This is a genomic window from Paraflavitalea speifideaquila, from assembly GCF_032395985.1.
Lineage (GTDB): Bacteria > Bacteroidota > Bacteroidia > Chitinophagales > Chitinophagaceae > Paraflavitalea > Paraflavitalea speifideaquila.
On the sequence record NZ_CP135920.1, the window covers coordinates 6184979 to 6201420 of the forward strand.

The 16442-nt window shown below is 45.2% G+C and carries 26 protein-coding genes and 1 pseudogene; 11 read left to right on the forward strand and 16 right to left on the reverse strand.

Annotated elements, in window-relative coordinates; genetic code table 11:
* From RS881_RS42470 to RS881_RS42490, 5 genes are read left to right on the forward strand one after another with little or no spacing between them, the layout of a single operon-like run.
* Positions 1 to 816 (forward strand): RagB/SusD family nutrient uptake outer membrane protein, encoded by an 816-nt coding sequence (locus RS881_RS42470; RefSeq protein WP_315816333.1) that lies wholly within the window; start codon positions 1 to 3, stop codon positions 814 to 816.
* A 35-nt stretch (positions 817 to 851) separates the two neighbouring features.
* Positions 852 to 1103: a hypothetical protein gene (locus RS881_RS42475; RefSeq protein ID WP_315816334.1), complete on the forward strand. Its 252-nt coding sequence runs from the start codon at positions 852 to 854 to the stop codon at positions 1101 to 1103.
* The gene (locus RS881_RS42480) at positions 1028 to 1552 is read left to right on the forward strand and encodes a hypothetical protein (protein ID WP_315816335.1); all 525 of its coding nucleotides are present in this window, start codon (positions 1028 to 1030) and stop codon (positions 1550 to 1552) included. The genes RS881_RS42475 and RS881_RS42480 overlap by 76 nt, the downstream gene beginning before the upstream one ends.
* An 18-nt stretch (positions 1553 to 1570) precedes the next feature.
* Complete coding sequence (locus RS881_RS42485; protein WP_315816336.1) at positions 1571 to 1765, forward strand: hypothetical protein; 195 nt, start codon at positions 1571 to 1573, stop codon at positions 1763 to 1765.
* Entirely contained in the window at positions 1762 to 2604 is an 843-nt protein-coding gene (locus RS881_RS42490) for a redoxin domain-containing protein (protein WP_315816337.1), read from the forward strand. The genes RS881_RS42485 and RS881_RS42490 overlap by 4 nt, the downstream gene beginning before the upstream one ends.
* A gap of 80 nt (positions 2605 to 2684) precedes the next feature.
* On the opposite strand, the gene RS881_RS42495 is transcribed toward RS881_RS42490, so the two are convergent.
* The 5 genes from RS881_RS42495 to dacB form a co-directional block, all read right to left on the reverse strand.
* On the reverse strand, positions 2685 to 3023 hold the full coding sequence (locus RS881_RS42495) for a YciI family protein (protein ID WP_315816338.1): 339 nt from the start codon (positions 3021 to 3023) through the stop codon (positions 2685 to 2687).
* 150 nt (positions 3024 to 3173) lie between these two features.
* Positions 3174 to 3542: a carboxymuconolactone decarboxylase family protein gene (locus RS881_RS42500; protein ID WP_315816339.1), complete on the reverse strand. Its 369-nt coding sequence runs from the start codon at positions 3540 to 3542 to the stop codon at positions 3174 to 3176.
* Between the two features lie 182 nt (positions 3543 to 3724).
* On the reverse strand, positions 3725 to 4087 hold the full coding sequence (locus RS881_RS42505) for a hypothetical protein (RefSeq protein ID WP_315816340.1): 363 nt from the start codon (positions 4085 to 4087) through the stop codon (positions 3725 to 3727).
* Positions 4088 to 4108: 21 nt separating this feature from the next.
* Positions 4109 to 4606 (reverse strand): DUF4349 domain-containing protein, encoded by a 498-nt coding sequence (locus RS881_RS42510; RefSeq protein WP_315816341.1) that lies wholly within the window; start codon positions 4604 to 4606, stop codon positions 4109 to 4111.
* 91 nt (positions 4607 to 4697) lie between these two features.
* Positions 4698 to 6263 (reverse strand): D-alanyl-D-alanine carboxypeptidase/D-alanyl-D-alanine endopeptidase, encoded by a 1566-nt coding sequence (gene dacB, locus RS881_RS42515; RefSeq protein ID WP_315824784.1) that lies wholly within the window; start codon positions 6261 to 6263, stop codon positions 4698 to 4700.
* A 66-nt stretch (positions 6264 to 6329) separates the two neighbouring features.
* On the opposite strand from dacB, the gene RS881_RS42520 reads away from it, so the two are divergent.
* From RS881_RS42520 to RS881_RS42535, 4 genes and pseudogenes are all read left to right on the forward strand, one after another.
* Positions 6330 to 6809, forward strand: coding sequence for a competence/damage-inducible protein A (locus RS881_RS42520; RefSeq protein ID WP_315816342.1), 480 nt, complete (start codon positions 6330 to 6332; stop codon positions 6807 to 6809).
* Positions 6806 to 7585 carry a nicotinamide-nucleotide amidohydrolase family protein gene (locus tag RS881_RS42525; RefSeq protein ID WP_315816343.1) on the forward strand — a complete coding sequence of 260 codons (780 nt, stop codon included), beginning with the start codon at positions 6806 to 6808 and terminating at the stop codon, positions 7583 to 7585. The genes RS881_RS42520 and RS881_RS42525 overlap by 4 nt, the downstream gene beginning before the upstream one ends.
* Before the next feature lie 78 nt (positions 7586 to 7663).
* The gene (locus RS881_RS42530; protein WP_315816344.1) at positions 7664 to 8665 is read left to right on the forward strand and encodes a 2-oxo acid dehydrogenase subunit E2; all 1002 of its coding nucleotides are present in this window, start codon (positions 7664 to 7666) and stop codon (positions 8663 to 8665) included.
* Positions 8623 to 9040, forward strand: a pseudogene (locus RS881_RS42535) (2-oxo acid dehydrogenase subunit E2). Before RS881_RS42530 ends, RS881_RS42535 begins: the two are co-directional and overlap by 43 nt.
* A gap of 203 nt (positions 9041 to 9243) precedes the next feature.
* Here the strand turns inward: RS881_RS42535 and RS881_RS42540 are convergent.
* Positions 9244 to 9693 carry a SixA phosphatase family protein gene (locus RS881_RS42540; protein ID WP_315816345.1) on the reverse strand — a complete coding sequence of 150 codons (450 nt, stop codon included), beginning with the start codon at positions 9691 to 9693 and terminating at the stop codon, positions 9244 to 9246.
* A 198-nt stretch (positions 9694 to 9891) separates the two neighbouring features.
* On the opposite strand from RS881_RS42540, the gene RS881_RS42545 reads away from it, so the two are divergent.
* Positions 9892 to 10254 carry a hypothetical protein gene (locus RS881_RS42545; protein WP_315816346.1) on the forward strand — a complete coding sequence of 121 codons (363 nt, stop codon included), beginning with the start codon at positions 9892 to 9894 and terminating at the stop codon, positions 10252 to 10254.
* A 23-nt stretch (positions 10255 to 10277) separates the two neighbouring features.
* Positions 10278 to 10607: a hypothetical protein gene (locus RS881_RS42550; RefSeq protein ID WP_315816347.1), complete on the forward strand. Its 330-nt coding sequence runs from the start codon at positions 10278 to 10280 to the stop codon at positions 10605 to 10607.
* A 206-nt stretch (positions 10608 to 10813) separates the two neighbouring features.
* Here the strand turns inward: RS881_RS42550 and RS881_RS42555 are convergent, their stop codons facing one another.
* The 10 genes from RS881_RS42555 to RS881_RS42600 all read right to left on the reverse strand — a co-directional run bounded on the left by RS881_RS42555 (position 10814) and on the right by RS881_RS42600 (position 16438).
* Entirely contained in the window at positions 10814 to 11854 is a 1041-nt protein-coding gene (locus RS881_RS42555; protein ID WP_315816348.1) for an alpha/beta hydrolase family protein, read from the reverse strand.
* A 16-nt stretch (positions 11855 to 11870) separates the two neighbouring features.
* A complete protein-coding gene (locus RS881_RS42560; protein ID WP_315816349.1) occupies positions 11871 to 12269 on the reverse strand; it encodes a hypothetical protein in 399 nt (132 codons plus the stop codon).
* Between the two features lie 47 nt (positions 12270 to 12316).
* Positions 12317 to 12658, reverse strand: a complete 342-nt coding sequence (locus RS881_RS42565; RefSeq protein WP_315816350.1) for a hypothetical protein — start codon at positions 12656 to 12658, stop codon at positions 12317 to 12319.
* A 48-nt stretch (positions 12659 to 12706) separates the two neighbouring features.
* On the reverse strand, positions 12707 to 12994 hold the full coding sequence (locus tag RS881_RS42570; protein WP_315816351.1) for a hypothetical protein: 288 nt from the start codon (positions 12992 to 12994) through the stop codon (positions 12707 to 12709).
* 41 nt (positions 12995 to 13035) lie between these two features.
* Complete coding sequence (locus RS881_RS42575; RefSeq protein WP_315816352.1) at positions 13036 to 13455, reverse strand: hypothetical protein; 420 nt, start codon at positions 13453 to 13455, stop codon at positions 13036 to 13038.
* Between the two features lie 436 nt (positions 13456 to 13891).
* Positions 13892 to 14506, reverse strand: coding sequence for a DMT family transporter (locus tag RS881_RS42580; RefSeq protein ID WP_315816353.1), 615 nt, complete (start codon positions 14504 to 14506; stop codon positions 13892 to 13894).
* 7 nt (positions 14507 to 14513) lie between these two features.
* A complete protein-coding gene (locus tag RS881_RS42585; RefSeq protein ID WP_315816354.1) occupies positions 14514 to 14783 on the reverse strand; it encodes a hypothetical protein in 270 nt (89 codons plus the stop codon).
* Positions 14784 to 14796: 13 nt separating this feature from the next.
* Entirely contained in the window at positions 14797 to 15144 is a 348-nt protein-coding gene (locus RS881_RS42590) for a glycosyltransferase family protein (RefSeq protein WP_315816355.1), read from the reverse strand.
* On the reverse strand, positions 15135 to 15593 hold the full coding sequence (locus RS881_RS42595) for a glycosyltransferase (RefSeq protein ID WP_315816356.1): 459 nt from the start codon (positions 15591 to 15593) through the stop codon (positions 15135 to 15137). The genes RS881_RS42590 and RS881_RS42595 overlap by 10 nt, the downstream gene beginning before the upstream one ends.
* 77 nt (positions 15594 to 15670) lie before the next feature.
* Complete coding sequence (locus RS881_RS42600) at positions 15671 to 16438, reverse strand: exonuclease domain-containing protein (protein WP_315816357.1); 768 nt, start codon at positions 16436 to 16438, stop codon at positions 15671 to 15673.
* Positions 16439 to 16442 lie beyond the last annotated feature (4 nt).

Below are 16442 nucleotides of genomic sequence, written 5' to 3' on the forward strand. Positions count from 1 at the left end.
ATGAAAAAGATTGCCTTTTTATTACTATCCACATACTTACTGAGCTCCTGCGAAAAGATCAATTTTGACGATCCAACCGCCCTCACCAATGAAGAGGCTGTGGCCAAGGTAAGAGATCTTGGATACAGGCTCGTTACCAGCAGCATTCAAACCACCTTTAATACCACAACCAGTTCAGCAGGAACACACTTCAGCTTGCTGGCCGATCAAACAACCAATACCAATGGCAACTCCTCCTGGTGGGACTTCGCCAATGAGCCACGCCTCCGCCTCAACAACAATGCTTCTTATCGTGGCGCCACCACCTGGACTACCTTTTATAACAACTTTTACCAGGCCAACCTCGATGCCACCATCGCACTCGACATTATCGAGGTACAGAAGAAAACCATCCTCGACAACCAGGGCAATGACCGTACTAAAGATTGTCAGGTGGCAGCCTATTTCTCTAAAGGCGTTGCTCAAGGCTATCTGGGTGTCATATTCAATAAAGGAGTGATTGTTGACACCATCGATCCTACTGCAAAACGCAGCTTTCCACACTCCTACAAAGACTTAATTGCCAACGGCCTTAAGCTTATCGGGAAGTCTATACAACTGGCCGAAGAACATCCTGGTTTTAAGTTCGACTTTTTAACAGGCGTAACAGTCAACCGGACAACCTTTGTACAACTGGCCAATTCACTCGCTGCGCGGATCCTTTCATCCCAGGCGCGTGATAAAGTTGAAGCAGCAGCACTTGGAGATGACTTTTGGAATAAGGTACTTAACTATGCCTCAAAGGCGTTACCGCCGATTACACCATCACTACCGTAACAGGCGGTTACTATAACCAGCTTGTTTCAAACCTCGTGCAACGCAATGCAGATGGATCAGGCTGGCTGGCGCCCGATCTAAAACTGGCCTGGCTGGCCGACAAAACAGGTAATACCCCCAAGTTCTATCCCAGTACCGGTATCCTGCCAGCTATCGAATCCGATGATAAGCGCTTTTATGAGTATTATGGTTATACCCCAGCTTTGGTATTATGCTCGAATCACGAGGAAGAGGCTTATTTACCAACTATTTCCGTATCCGTTGGTTCAATACCCGCAATACCTTAAACACACCTGGCGCCATCAATCCTTATTTCCTATACGAAGAGATACGGCTCTTAAAAGCTGAATCAAAATTCTGGCTCAAAGACTATCCGGCGGCCGCCATTGAATTGAACGCGGCCACCGCTTCCCGAATTGCAAAAGGCAAATTGCCCCCGGTAGCAGCAACAGAAGCCGACATCCGCAAAGCACTCCACTATGAATATGCCATCGAGATCGATGATGCAGGTGGTGCCTTTATCCCTTTCACCTTCATGCGCAGAAATAACCTCCTCATCGGTGGTACACCTACCCAATATCCAATCCCACAATTGCAATTGGAATTGATAAAAATACCGTGTATACCTATGGAGGAAAAGCATTCTTTGGTGAGAAAGGCTCCTTTGGCGAAACAGCTACCGCTCCCAATGAAGGCTGGAAAGCTTCAGAATAAACAACACCTATTCATCATGTAACAATAAAACTGTTTAATTATGACAAATCATTCGATAAGCAACCCTACTAAAATCACCATTTTTATCCTTGGCCTACTGGTATTCACCGTCAGTACCACAACAGTCCTGGCCAATCCACCCAAAGAGCTCATAAAAATAAAAGGCGAAGCAGTGGGCATCCAGGATGCACAGAAGATCTACTTACAACGCTATCACAATAAGATGTTTTTGTGATCGATTCATCAGTAGTAAATGAAGGGAAGTTTTCCTTCGCCACCAAACTCGACGTACCCGAACTCTATGGGATCTCGGCCGATCCCGGTGAACTGTCTACCTTATTCGTTTTTATCGACACTAAAAATGAACTACTCATTCACTTCGATACCGCCCGCGGAGGCCGTAACTCAACCATTACCGGCTCCCCCGCAGCAGATCGGTACAAACAATACCAGCAGAACGCCAGGAATACCAATATTGAAGCCTTCATCAATGAACAACCTGCCTCCATCGTTTCTGCCTTCGTATTGTATCGCTATTTCTCTCCTTCCTTATCGGCCGACGAAGTAGTGAAATATACCAACCTACTCGACAAATCACTGGAGAATACCCAATATGTAAAATTATTGATAGAGCTGCCCAACGCCTTACGCAACACCGCTATCGGACAGCAAGCTCCCGACTTTGAATTGCCAGGCCCCGATGGCAAACTGGTGAAACTATCCGACCATTTTGGCAAATACCTCCTGGTTGATTTCTGGGCAGCCTGGTGCGGCCCCTGCAGAAGAGAAAACCCCAATATTGTGCACATATTCAATAAGTACAAAGACAAAGGTTTCTCTGTTTTCGGTATCTCCCTCGATTCCAAAAAAGAAGCCTGGATACAAGCCATACAAAAAGATGGATTGAATTGGCCTCAGGTATCAGACCTCCGCTTCTGGGAAAGTGCCCCGGCAAAATTATACGGCATCAGGGGTATACCTGGCAATGTACTGCTCGATCGTTCCGGAAAGATCATCGCCAGGAACCTCCGGGGTGAAGAGCTGGAGAAGAAAATAGCAGAACTGCTGAACTAAATAAAGCTTAACAATAATCCATTCCCATGAAAAGGGTGAGCCTTCGTAAAGATGGCTCACCCTTTTAAATGTCATGACCATTATTTATAAACCGGTCTTATTTCAACACTTCCTCCAGCATCCAGGGCAGGACATCCATTCGCCAATGCTGTAGCATCTACAATGCTTTCAGCGCTAACAACCATAAAACTACCCAACCGCTCCCTGATCTCTACAAAAGGCCCATCAGTAATAACGCCACCCGCTCTCAATACCTTCCCTTCTTCTGCCAATCGGATACCTGTTTGCACCAACTTGCCCTGAGCAGTAACACCTCCTACCCAATCCTGCCATTTCTTGAACAACTCTTGCATTTCACCAGCCGATGTTTGGCTATAATCATAACTTGGCTGACGGAACAATAACATAAACTCTTTCATCGTATTTAATTTAATAATTTTTGAATGTTGATCTAATCTTGCTGCCTCCTATTTTCAATTAACCATGTTGCCCTGGCTGATAATTGCCCACTACAACAGGAAAAGCAATATTAATACGATTATACGTATTTATCGTTACCACCCCAATTGTTAGGTCAATAAGCTCCTGCTCCGAAAATTGAGCCTGTGCCGCCTCATATATAGCATCCGGTACCTGACCAGTACTAAACTTGGTAAGCGCTTCAGCCCAGGCCAGCGCCGCACGCTCCCGCTCAGTATAAAAGGGGCTTCCCGCCAGGCATTCAATACTAAGAGCCGCTGCTCCGTTTCACCTTTCGCCCGCAGGTCCTTTGAGTGCATGTCCAGGCAATAAGCACACCCATTGATCTGAGATACCCGGTAATAAATTAAGTTTAATAGAGATGGCTCCACCGGTGATTTGGCCAGGTAGATCCCCAAACCATATACCGCTTTCATTGCCTGTTGTCCTTTTGCATGAATGTTCAATCGCTGTGCCATTTTGTTTTGAATTTATTTTTGATTGTATCAGTTTACATATCAATAATGACTGACACAGTACCAATTGGACAAGTGAAGCAGAATATTTTTAAAATACACCTAACAACATGGGTATCAATAAATAAAAAGCTGCAGAGGTAGTTTTCACCCCTACAGCTCACAATTATTTTAAGGAATATCTTTTATTGGTCCGATTTGCCCGACAGTGTTTTGAGCAGGTTCAACTTTTCTACAATGATCAACAGGATCAGTACCCCAATTCCTGCTCCCAACAATCCAATCACCAGGATCGTGTAAAATTGAATCGTCCATTCAAGCGCCACTTTTAACCGTTGCAAAAAACCGATGCCCTTTTCCGTAGCGCCTTCATAAAGCGAAAACCGTACCGTACAAAATTCATTCTCTGTATCGAAGTTCCCCAACTCTACCCCCAGCGCCTGTAGCTGCGTTTCAATTTCAAGTATCTTATCATGCAGCGCAACATAATCGCTGATCACTCCACCTTTTGCTTTCAACTCATTCAGCGAAAAGAGCGTCTTTTCCAATGAAGCCTTTTTGGCATTCAACTACCGGTATTCATTCGTTTTATCAACCTTCGTTACTTCCTTTGATTTAACATCGCCAATACCTTGTAGCTGCACATAAAAGCTGTCAAACTTAACCGGACTGATCCCGATCACCAAATGGATTTCCCGGTTGCCCTTGTTACCCGTATTCTTTTCATATTGAACTACACCTTCATACCTTTTAGTTTCCGTGGTGATCTCCTTTACACCTTCCTCAAACCGAACACTTTTGGATTTGATAGAAGCTGTTTTCTCATACTTCTGCGCAGAAGCCTGCGTGGCCTGCTGCCCCGCATCAGTTTTAAACATTTGCTTTTCACTGGCATAGTTTTTCCGAAGATTCTCTACCTGGCTAAAATAGTCCGAAGAATAATCGCCGCCCTGCGAAAGGCTGGTAGCAACATAACCATACAACAGCCGCAACCCAAGCATCACAAAAAACAAGACGATAAACCATTTGCCATATTTCCAAAATCGGCCTTTAAGAACACTTTTCACGTGAGGGATTGTTTAGATGTTAGGGGTATTGGGATAAGTTTAATCTGCATGGTAATATCCGCCATTTAATGTTAACTATTACCTAAATAGCCTACTTCAGCAGATCCAGCACCCGGTACATTTTCTTCACCGCCTCTCCGGATGATCCATCATAATTATTTACAATAATAGCATACACATATTCCTTCCCATCCTTGCCAGTATGGTAACCCGCAAAGGCACGCGCCCCACCAATTGAGCCACTTTTCATTTTCATGCCATTGTATTCAGGCAGGCAGTTATAAAAAGAGCTATACCAGGGCCTCGTCTTGGCATATTGCAACACTTGTACCAATGAGCCTGTAGTTACCCGGTTCTGTGGCGAAAGGCCACTGCCATCCTGAATATGAATAGCCCCTTTATCGATACCCTGCTGCTGCCAAAAGTTGCGCACTGCCTCTACCCCTCCTTCTGTCGACCCGTATCCATCTTTTTCATAAGCCAGCGTTTTCACCAGCGCTTCACCATACAAATTGATACTCCGGCGTAGAAACCAATAATTGATACTGTCTAAAGGAGGCGATAGTAACTGACCTATCTGCTGCTCCATCGCAGGCCATTTTTTACCATTCATCACCTTTTCAATAAAGACGTTGGAAGACCTTTCTGGTTTGATCTTATGTGTAACAAAAGCCACTTCCAATTCGTGCGATAATTGCAGAGAAGGGTTCGACAGCGAACCCGAAATCGTAAAAGAAGCACCGGGCGGTACAGTTCCCTGCGTAAACCCATGCTGAGCATAAGGAGCACGATAGATATACCCATTATCCCCACTACCCTTTTTACCTGTAGTGATCAGGTTCAGTAATCCTTCCTCCTGCAATGCAGGTTTAGTCCCAATTATAGTCGTCGCCTCTCCTGCTGCCTTACCAGGTTTCAATATAAGGTCATACTGGTTTTCACGCCAATTGATACCCCAACTGCCAGCTCCATAATAATTGCCAATATCATCCCATATCCAGCCACCCGGAATCGGCTGAATCGAAAACACCGAATCATTTAACAATACCCTGCCACTGATCTTACTGATCTTGTTGATTTTAAGGATGCCCAAAATGCTGCCAAGGATACTATCAGGTTTTGTATCCGCCCAGCGCCAGCTACCCAACGTAGGGTCACCATACCCCTTAATATGTAGGTCCCCATTTAACACACCTCCTGCTACCTTTCCATTATATCCGATCACCGTTTTGTACTGATATCCTTTGCCCAGCAGTTCAAATGCCGCAGCAGCTGTGAACAACTTCTGCGTACTGGCAGCCGCAAGCCCCACATTACTGTTGTGCCCATAGACCACCTTGCCTGTCTGCCCATCCACCACGTGCAAACTGAAAATGGCATATTTCATCGTAGAGTCAGCCTCCAGTATTTGTACCGCCTCTGCCAGTTTCTGCGGTAGCGATTGAGCAGGGGTAACAACGGCAACCATCAAACAGGCAAAAAGAAAGAAGAAATGCTTCATAAATACCACTATATTAAAATATCCACCAACGTAAGAAAAAATCATGGAATCCCCATAAAACACCTCCACCGTTAAATCCCTGTTTTCTATCTCTGACACCAATTCTCGCGCACCTACTCCCAACTCACCACATCCACCCCCATTCAAAAATCCCATCAATCCAGAGCCGGTCCCGTCAGAAACGGGATTCAGACACTACCTTTGTTTCCCAATTAGTTATTTATGGAACAGGTTTTTGCATCAATCATCACGATAGGCGATGAATTACTGATAGGACAAGTAGTGGATACCAATAGCGCCTGGATGGCCCAGGAACTAAATAAAGCAGGCATATGGCTCAAACGACGCGTAGCCGTAGGCGACGTTAAGCAAGAGATCATAAATGCACTGGAAGACCAGTCACACGATACCCAGATCATTCTTATGACTGGCGGCCTGGGCCCTACTGCCGATGATATTACCAAACCTGTTTTGAATGAGTACTTTGGCGGTAAGATGGTGATACATGAACCCACCCTCGCATTCATCCGGCATTTGTTCGAAAATATCTATCGTCGCCCCCTTACCGAACGCAACCTCCACCAGGCCGAAGTACCCGATGTTTGTACCGTATTGCCCAATGCCCGAGGATCAGCTCCCGGCATGTGGTTTGAAAAAACGGTAACATCTATATCTCCTTACCCGGTGTTCCTCATGAAATGAAAGATATCATGACAGCCGAAGTAATACCCCGGCTTAGGCAACATTTTACCATGCCCCATATCTCCCATCGTACCCTCCTCACCGCCGGCATCGGAGAAAGCTACCTGGCCGATATTATTCAAAATTGGGAAGAAAAACTGCCGGCACACCTTAAACTCGCCTACCTGCCCAACTATGGAATGGTACGCCTGCGCATTACCGGATCTGGCCCCGATCAACAATTACTCGAGCAAGAATTAGATAGCCAATTTGCCCAGGTAAAAAACCTGGTTAAGGAATGGATGGTCATTGATGAAGACCTGCCCCTGCAAGTGGTGGTAGGTCAACTCCTGAAAAAGCAGGGCAAAACCATGGCCACAGCCGAAAGCTGTACCGGAGGCTACATTGCCCATCTCATCACCTCCATTCCAGGTTCCAGTGCTTATTATAAAGGCAGTATAATACCCTATGCCAATGAAGTAAAGCAAAACTTGCTGAACGTATCACCCGAAACATTGAACACCGCAGGTGCTGTTAGCGAGGAAACCGTAAAACAAATGGTGCAAGGTGCCCTGGCCGCCCTCCATACCGACTACGCCTTGGTTACCTCCGGAATTATGGGCCCCGATGGCGGTTCACCCGAAAAACCAGTGGGCATGGTATGGATGGCCGTTGGCAACCGGGAAAAAACCGTGACCCAATTGATGAATTTCCGGTTCAACCGGATGAGAAATATCGAATTAACTACCAACCATAGCCTCAACCTGTTGAGAAAATTTATCGTAGAACAAGGGTAAGGCGAACGATTGTTAGCAAAATCATTACCTTTGGCACTTTGGGATCTATAACTAAAATCAAAAAACCAGAAATTCATTATGGCAGTTGTTGACCTGGTGATGCCTAAGCTGGGCGAAAGCATTATGGAAGCCACCGTTTTAAAGTGGCACAAACAGCCCGGCGATACTGTGAAGATGGATGAAACCGTGCTGGAAATAGCTACCGATAAGGTAGATAGTGAAGTACCCTCAACCGCTGAAGGTGTTATAGAAGATATCTTATTCCATGTAAATGATGTGGTACCCATCGGTACAATAATTGCCCGCATACGTACCGGAGCCGCTGAACCGGCCATCCCCGTACAAAAAACACCACCGCCCGCTGCCAGTAACCAGGCGTCCACAGCCAGTCACCAGCAGCCGGTAACCACTTATCAGCCATCTACTACAACCTCCCAGCAAACAACTGCTGTGAATGGTAGCGCCAATCGCTTTTATTCACCCCTGGTACTCAATATTGCAGCTGGTGAAGGGGTAAGTATGACCGAATTGGAAAATATTCCAGGCACAGGAAATGAAGGCCGGGTAACCAAGAAAGATATTTTACAATATGTAGAAGCCAGGAAGACTGGTAAAGCACCCGTCCTCGAACAAAGGACTACCGGCTTTGAACAGAAATCTGCCAGTCAGGCCCAGGTATTGCCAGCCCAGGAGCAAAAACCGCTCCCAGCCCAGAGCTCACAGCTCCCAGCTGTACCTTCCTATTCCGGCAACATAGAGATCATAGAAATGGACCGTATGCGTAAGGCAATAGCCAACCATATGGTGAGCAGCAAAGACATCAGTGCCCACGTAACCAGCTTTACCGAAGCCGATGTAACCAATATGGTTTTGTGGAGAGACCGGGTGAAAAAGGAGTTTGAAAAACGCGAAGGTGAAAAACTAACCTTTACTCCCCTCTTCATTGAAGCCGTAGTACGTTGTATCAAGAAATATCCCTGGCTCAACAGCAGTGTGGATGGCGACAAGATCATTATTAAAAAGATATCAATATCGGTATGGCCGCTGCCCTGCCAAGCGGTAACCTTATCGTTCCCGTGATCAAGAATGCCGATCAGCTCAACCTCGTTGGGCTCACCAAACAGGTAAATACCCTGGCCAATAATGCCCGAAATGCGAAACTCAAGCCCGATGATACACAAGGCGGCACTTTCACACTCACCAATGTGGGTACTTTCGGCAGCCTCATGGGTACCCCATCATCAACCAACCCCAGGTAGCCATCCTGGCCGTTGGCGCCATTAAAAAAGACCCGTGGTCATCGAAACCGAACAAGGCGATTCTATAGCAATCCGTCACATGATGTACCTGAGTATGTCATACGATCATCGAATAATAGACGGCGCACTGGGAGCCACCTTCCTCAATGCCGTAGCCAAAGAATTGGAACATTTTAACTCCGAAAGGGAAATTTAGTGTTGTGTTGCTGGCTATTTTAAGCTAAGGCCTGGGTGAAAGCCCAGGCTTTTCTATTTATCCCAAAGTGGGTCGCTTTCCCAAAAGCGGCTCACCTCCCACCCTTATATTGATAAACACCCTACCCTCATTTTACTTCGATGGAACCCCATACTTCAACCGTTCAAATTTGATCCGCGTACCCAAAAAACGCTTGTACCTGATCACAAAAGGTTATCGTATTCACTATCCTGCAGGTCAGCGGGTATCGTGCTCCCGTTTGTAAGCCCATTCACAATATTATCTACAGTATTGCTATGTCCCACTATCAACGTATTGTATTTTAAGCCCTTTAACTGCCTTATAAAGGCCGAATCTGGCACTGGCCCATAGGTTTGTATAGAAAGCGACCGGAGGCTGCGTAAAGGCTCGGCAGTGCTTTTCGTACGCACCGTATTGGTGGAGAAAATATATTCTATTTTTTTATCCTTTAATACCTCCCTTAATGCCTGTGCTCGCTGTTCGCCCGCATCACTAAGGGGAGGATCGTTGGGTGTAGACATGGTGGTACCTGCTGACGGGACCGCCTTTTCGGCATGCCGCACCACATAATAAGTATGGCCGCAAGACGTTACCAATAAGGCTAAGGCGAAAACGATGAGAATGGGTTTCATTGTAGGAGTTTTAACATTTTAAAGTTAAACGTCATTTCGTAACAGCCGTCAATTTTCGTATATTCAATTAACCGCTAAACCATATTAAATGATGAATGGACGATGCTATCATCCTATTTGTTGCACCGATGAATTGAAAAGGCTTAGCAGTACCAGGTAGCACCGGTCATCCATCAGCCGAATTAAAATAATCACCAGATGAAGACACTCTCCGAAACCTGGTTTGCCGATGGCTACATCGACTTTGAACTGAAAAAGTATACCCTCCTGGCCTATCTGCAGGAAGTCAACAAATACTTTGACGCCAACAAACTCTATCCCCAGCTGGCCGATATAATTTTCCACTACAATAACCTGGTAGCCTTCCGCGAAAACAAAAAGTACCTGCAAGAGCAGTTCCCCAAAAAACTAACCGGCATCCAGTTGGAGAAGTTACAACTCTTATACGAACAGATCATTGAAGACGACGAAATGATGCAGGAGTTGGAAGACATTATCAATTATTCCACCGGCAAAATGAAAAAGCCATCAGCAATGGTACCGAGATTTATGAGTTCGTAGAAAATAAGCTTACCATTTTCCCCGTGGGCCTGATCCCCCTGGACATCCGCGAGGGCTATTTTCTACTCAGCGAGGGCACCCATCGCAGCACCCGCGTATACCAATACCGCTTGAGCATTTTCGAAAAGCATGATGAAAAATACCGGGCCATCAAAACCGACTTTATTGATCAATGGGAAAGGAATATGGTCAATACCTACGAAAATATTAAAGCCGAACTCATTCGCAACAAAAGAGATTTGCCCAACCCAGCTGTCTATTCCATAGAAACCGAACTTACCTTCCCCGTTGATGAAACCTTACTTCCCGTAGCCAAACGCAGCCTGGTAAGGTACATATCAACAGCCGCGTAATACAAGTCGGGAAGTCGGAAAAGTCAGAAAGTCGGAAAGTCGGTAAGCATGTTCGATTTAATCGAAGATACTTACCGACTTTCTATCTTACGGTCTTCCGGACTTCCCGTCTTCCGGTCTTACGGTCTTCCGGTCTTACGGTCTTCCGGTCTTACGGTCTTACGGACTTACGGACTTCCCGTCTTCCGGTCTTCTGTATTCCCTTCTTAAAATCCTTTCTTCTCTTCTATTTCCGTTCCCCACTCAATTCCCTTTTCAACAGCCGGTACGCCTTCTGCAATCCACTTAGAAGCAGGTGCTCCTTTTAGGAAATGATCGAAGAATTGCGCCAGGCGAATACTCAGGTCCTTGCGGTTCCTTCTTTCCACCAGGTTGTGATCCTCTCCATTATACTGTAGCATCCAGGCTTTTTTACCCAGCCGGCGCAAAGCAGTAAAGTATTCAATACCCTGGTACCAGGGAACTGCACCATCGGCATCATTATGCATAATGAGTATGGGCGTAGTTACCTTATCCGCCTTGAATAAAGGAGAGTTTTTCAGGTACAGGTCTGGCTTCTGCCATAGCGTGGCGCCAATACGGCTTTGTGAATGCTCATACTGGAATTGGCGATTCAGTCCCGTGCCCCAACGAATACCTCCATAGGCACTCGTCATATTGGCTACCGGTGCACCAGCGCCGGCCGCAGCAAATAATTTCGTGCGTGTTACCAGGTAAGCTACCTGGTAGCCACCCCAGCTTTGCCCCTGTATCGCCATTTTCGTAGAATCTACCCAAGGCATCTTAGCCATATACTTAGCAGCTGATACTACAGAATTATAGGCACTTTCTCCTGGCTCTCCATTCTTATAATAAATATTGGGATCAAATACCAGATAGCCATTACTTACAAAATAAGCAATGTTGACAGTAGAGGCGCTGGGCGATGGAGCGCGGTAGTTATACAACCCATCAGCATCCCTTTCATAGAAGTAGAAAATGACCGGGTACTTCTTTTTAGGATCAAAGTCTTCCGGTTTGAATAACAATCCTTCCGCTTCCTTACCATCAAACATCTTCCACTTCACCAACTCCGAGGTCATCCAGTTATAATTCTTCTGTTGAGGATTAATAGCACTCAGGCGCGTGAAGCTATTAAGATCAGTCGTTGTATATACGTTAGCAGCTTCCTGCACATTCATACGCCCTACTACATACACTTCTGCCTGTTTGGCTTTCAATGGCAGCACATTGGAGTAAGGTTCCATATTCAACAAAATAGGGTCACCCGGTACATTGATCTTTTGGTATAATAACCATCGTATTTATTAGTACGGTTAAAAGCATCCATAAGGATCTGCTCATCTGCACCAATGAAACGTTTTCACGATCCGTACGCACATACCTCAATACGATCTTATTCTTCTTGCCATAACCACCAGTAATATTAACTGGCAATTTCTCTCCTGTAGGATCAACCTGCCATATATCATAACGATCATTGATCAGTACCGCCCCATCGTTTTCCAGCCAGCCTGCCATTCCAAAAGAAGAAGGATCATCCGGATGATCGTCTTCATCATCATATAAATGCGTTGGCACTTTTTGTGTGATATTCTTTATAATCCCTGTACTTACCTGGTAAGTGTAATAGGTTTTACCAGGCATATCGTACCAGATCACATAGCCTCCCTTAGGTGAAACGCTAAAGAACCCCCTTTGCTTATCTTTTACCAGTTTTTAGAACCATCCACTGTAGAGATTATATAAGCGTTTTGACGGGCAAATCCTTGCCATTGCGCTTCTACACGATTCCCCTTGCTGGAAGTACCCAACACAAAGTCCCCATTCCCTTCATCTACCAATTGAATATTTTCAGAACTGTCCGAGCCCAATTGAACTACCTTACCACTACCAATATGCAATACCGATGTATAGCTTCTGCGCAGTTCATTATTTACCTGCACCAATTGCTGTGGCTGCAAATAATCGTCATTATAATGCCAGATATCCAGCCGGGCGGTTTCAAAATCTACCAACGTGGTATCCTTCGGCTTGCGGATGCCCGCCAACCCAAAGAATAACTTTTACCATCCTTACTAAAAGTAAGCACATAATTCTCACTCACCGTAAAGCCCTTTGCCAACACCCGCTGTAGTGCGGTCTACCTGCAGCCTTGCACTGTCCAGCCCTGGTTTATAGTACCATAACTTGTAGAATTTTCTCAATGCCTTAGTAACACTATCCCTTTCAGCTACAAATGCCACTTGCGTACCCGCTTCATCAAGTGTTACGCTTTTAAGGTCATTGAATTTGCGGATGATCGTATCTACTTTACCATTGGGCAGGCTCGTCCATAACAAAGTAGCTTTGGATAAACTATCTCCGTTTTTACGGGTAGTTTTCACTACCAATACATTACCCTGCTCACTGAAATAATAATCATTGGTCAGTTTATACTTTTTTCTTCCCCTGTATACAGGTTACGAAGAATAAGTTCAGTCCCTTCCTCAACATCTTCCCCACGGCCTGCGCCGCTACGGCCACCTTCCTTTTTAGGAGCCTGCAAAACTGCCAGTCCCTTCGTCTGTGCTTCAACAGCCTTATTACGCAAGCTATCAGCCACACGTGCCAAACTATCCGCCATACGCACCAGGCTGTTCAGTTGTGCCAGCGAATCGGGTTTAGCAGCACGTGTTACTTCTGGTAACGCTTTCTCCAGTAAGTAAGCCATCCATTGACCTGCTCCTTTCTCTGGCGTTTTGAACGATTTCACCCGGGCAATTTTGGTTACGCTGTCCTTCCCCAACTCTACGATCCCAAGACTGTCCTTCGGCATATCGTTGGGTGTTTTTCTTGATCCTTGCATCCCGGGTATCCTTGAATAACGGCCGTATCTTAAAAACAACGAAGCGGTTGTCTTCTGTTATCGTAGCACTATAACCACGTGGTATTTCCTTTTTCCAGGAATTATCGGCAGCCTGAAACACTAAGGTTCCATCCCCTTCCTGAGGCGTTACAGCATATACTACATATTTACCATTGTTACTGATAGCCCGCTCACCGATGCTTTGCCAGCCATCGTATACCGAGTGATCGAGGGGCTTTTTCTGTGCCAGGACCGGGACAGTAAACAATAAACCCGATAACAGGTAGAAGAGTCGTGTCATTTTAACGCTTTGGTTTGAGAATAAAATTAGGGTAAAGTATTATTTGACGGTTTTTATCATCAGGCATTGTGGCCGTTCATAAAGAAATGCCCCTAAATAGTAGGTAAATAACGAGCAGAAAACACTCCTGGGGACTTAGCCTGCTGGCGCCACCGTACTTCTCTTGTGCGCCCGGTAAAAGAACCAGCTTTGTAGTATCACCGATATGATAATGAGCAGTAATCCAATATAAAATGTGCCGGAAAGCTGTTTATCTTCCCTGAACAATAAAAAGGCCAATGCAATGGAATACAGCGGTTCTAGGTTATAACTAAGGTTCACAGTAAAGGCAGATATCTTCTGTAGCGCCCCCATCGATAGCTTAAAGGCCCATACTGTGCACAGCCAGGATAGGATCAGCAACCAGCCAAGGTCACTCCAGGTAGGCAGGATGGAAACAGGTGGGAAATATTGCAAATAGAAAGGCAGTAACAGACAAAGGAACAGGAAACCACCACTTAACTCGTATAAGGTTACTGTTTCAGGCCTATGCCTCTGTAATAACTGCCGGTTAAAGATCGGGAACAAGCAGCCAAGGAACGCCGATATAAGCCCTACAATGATCCCTGTTTTATACTGGGAGTCAAAATGGAAGATCAATGAAATACCTGCTATTGTAATCAATCCCAACAACAGTTCTACCAGGTTTATTCTCTTACGGGTAATAATGGGTTCAAAAATGGCAGTAAAAAACCAATAGCCGAAAAACATACCACTCCTACCGATACATTGGAGTATTTGATGCTACCAAAAACGTCACCCAATGCAACGCTGCAATAACACCCACACCAGTAATTTTCCCAATCTCCCTAAAACTGATACGTTGTATTTTCTTAGTGAAGTAAAACAATATCCATAAAGTAACAGCAGTGATCATCAGGCGGTACCATACTAGCAAACCTTCATTTAGATCAATTAAACGTCCAAGAATACCGGTCAATCCGGCAAGGAGTACTGCTATATGAAGCTGAAGAAACGCTTTGCGCATGAGGCAAGATAAATTACTTCACCCACACTTTTTGATCTTCCCGTTGGATAGAAGGGAATACCTGAGAGGAATTTGTGTTTTTAACACGGTTGCGGTAGTCTTTGAATAAACTGTACCAGCGGAGTTTTAATACACCAAGAATACCTTCCTTAACAATCCCTTTGTGCATTTTGGAAGCACCGAATTTACGGTCTTCAAATATGATAGGAACTTCCTTGATAGTAAAGCCTAGTTTCCAAGCAGCAAATTTCATTTCAATCTGAAACGCATATCCCAGGAAACGGATCTGGTCAAGGTTGATGGATTCCAGTACCTCCGCCCGGTAACAAACAAAACCGGCAGTGGTATCTTTTACCGGCATCCAGGTGATAATGCGGGTATAAAGTGAGCCCCCTTGGAAAGCAGGATCCTGTTATGCGGCCAGTTTACAGTGCCGCCACCAGCAACATATCGTGAGCCAATGGCTACATCTGCTCCTGTATTGCATGCCTCATACAAACGTTGAAGATCGGCAGGGTTATGAGAAAAGTCGGCATCCATTTCAAAGATGAAACGATAGCCGCGCGCCAATGACCATTTAAAACCGTGGATATAAGCCGTACCAAGCCCCAGTTTGCCAGTACGCTCTTCAAGGAACAATTGTCCTTGATACTTGGATTGTAATGACTTAACAATAGCAGCAGTACCATCTGGAGAGCCGTCATCAATCACCAACACATGAAAATGTTGGCGCAAAGCAAATATTGCGTCAAGGATAAGAGCGATGTTTTCACGCTCATTATAGGTGGGTATGATTACTACTTTTTCCAAATCGGGCAATCAATGAGATTCACAAATTTACGATAATTAAGGGGCTGGTTTTTACTCAAATTCCCCACAAAACGATTTTAGCCCTTCTTTAACAAGGTTCTATTGAATATCTCGGTGAGTTTCTGCTTGGTATGCATAGGAAAATCTCCTTTCATCATCCAATCATAATATTGGGGCTCTGACTTTAAGACGTCGGCCACCGCCCTCCCCTTGTGCTTCCCAAAGTTAAATACCTCTACCCCATTCTCCAGTACCATACGCCGGGCAAAATCAACCGTATTATCCTCTCCTATTACTTTCAGGATGCTTTCAACCGTGTTTCCCAATTGCGGATATTTATCCACCTGAGCTACCAGTACTTCCCATGTGGCAGTAGCGTCTGCTTCCGCTCCATGGGCGCCTTCCAGGTTTTTATTACAGTAAAACTTATAGGCTGCACTTAATGTACGTTGCTCCATCAGGTGAAATACCTTTTGCACGTCCACCAGCCGGCGCCCCTTGAAATCAAAATCCAACCCTACTCGCAAAAATTCTTCCGCCAGCATAGGTATGTCAAAACGGTTAGAATTATAACCGGCAAGGTCACAATTATCTAAAAATTGCTTGATCTCATTGCCAGCCTGTTTAAAAGTAGGAGCATCCTTTACTATCTCATTGGTAATACCATGGAGATCACTGGAAACAACCGAAATGGGAATTTCAGGGTTCAGCAACTTACGCTTTACCAGTTTGCTTCCGTCGGGCTGAATTCTCACTATGGCAATCTCAACAATACGATCAGTACTAAGATTAATACCTGTAGTTTCCAGGTCGATGATCGCTAATGGTCTTGATAATTGTAACATCAAT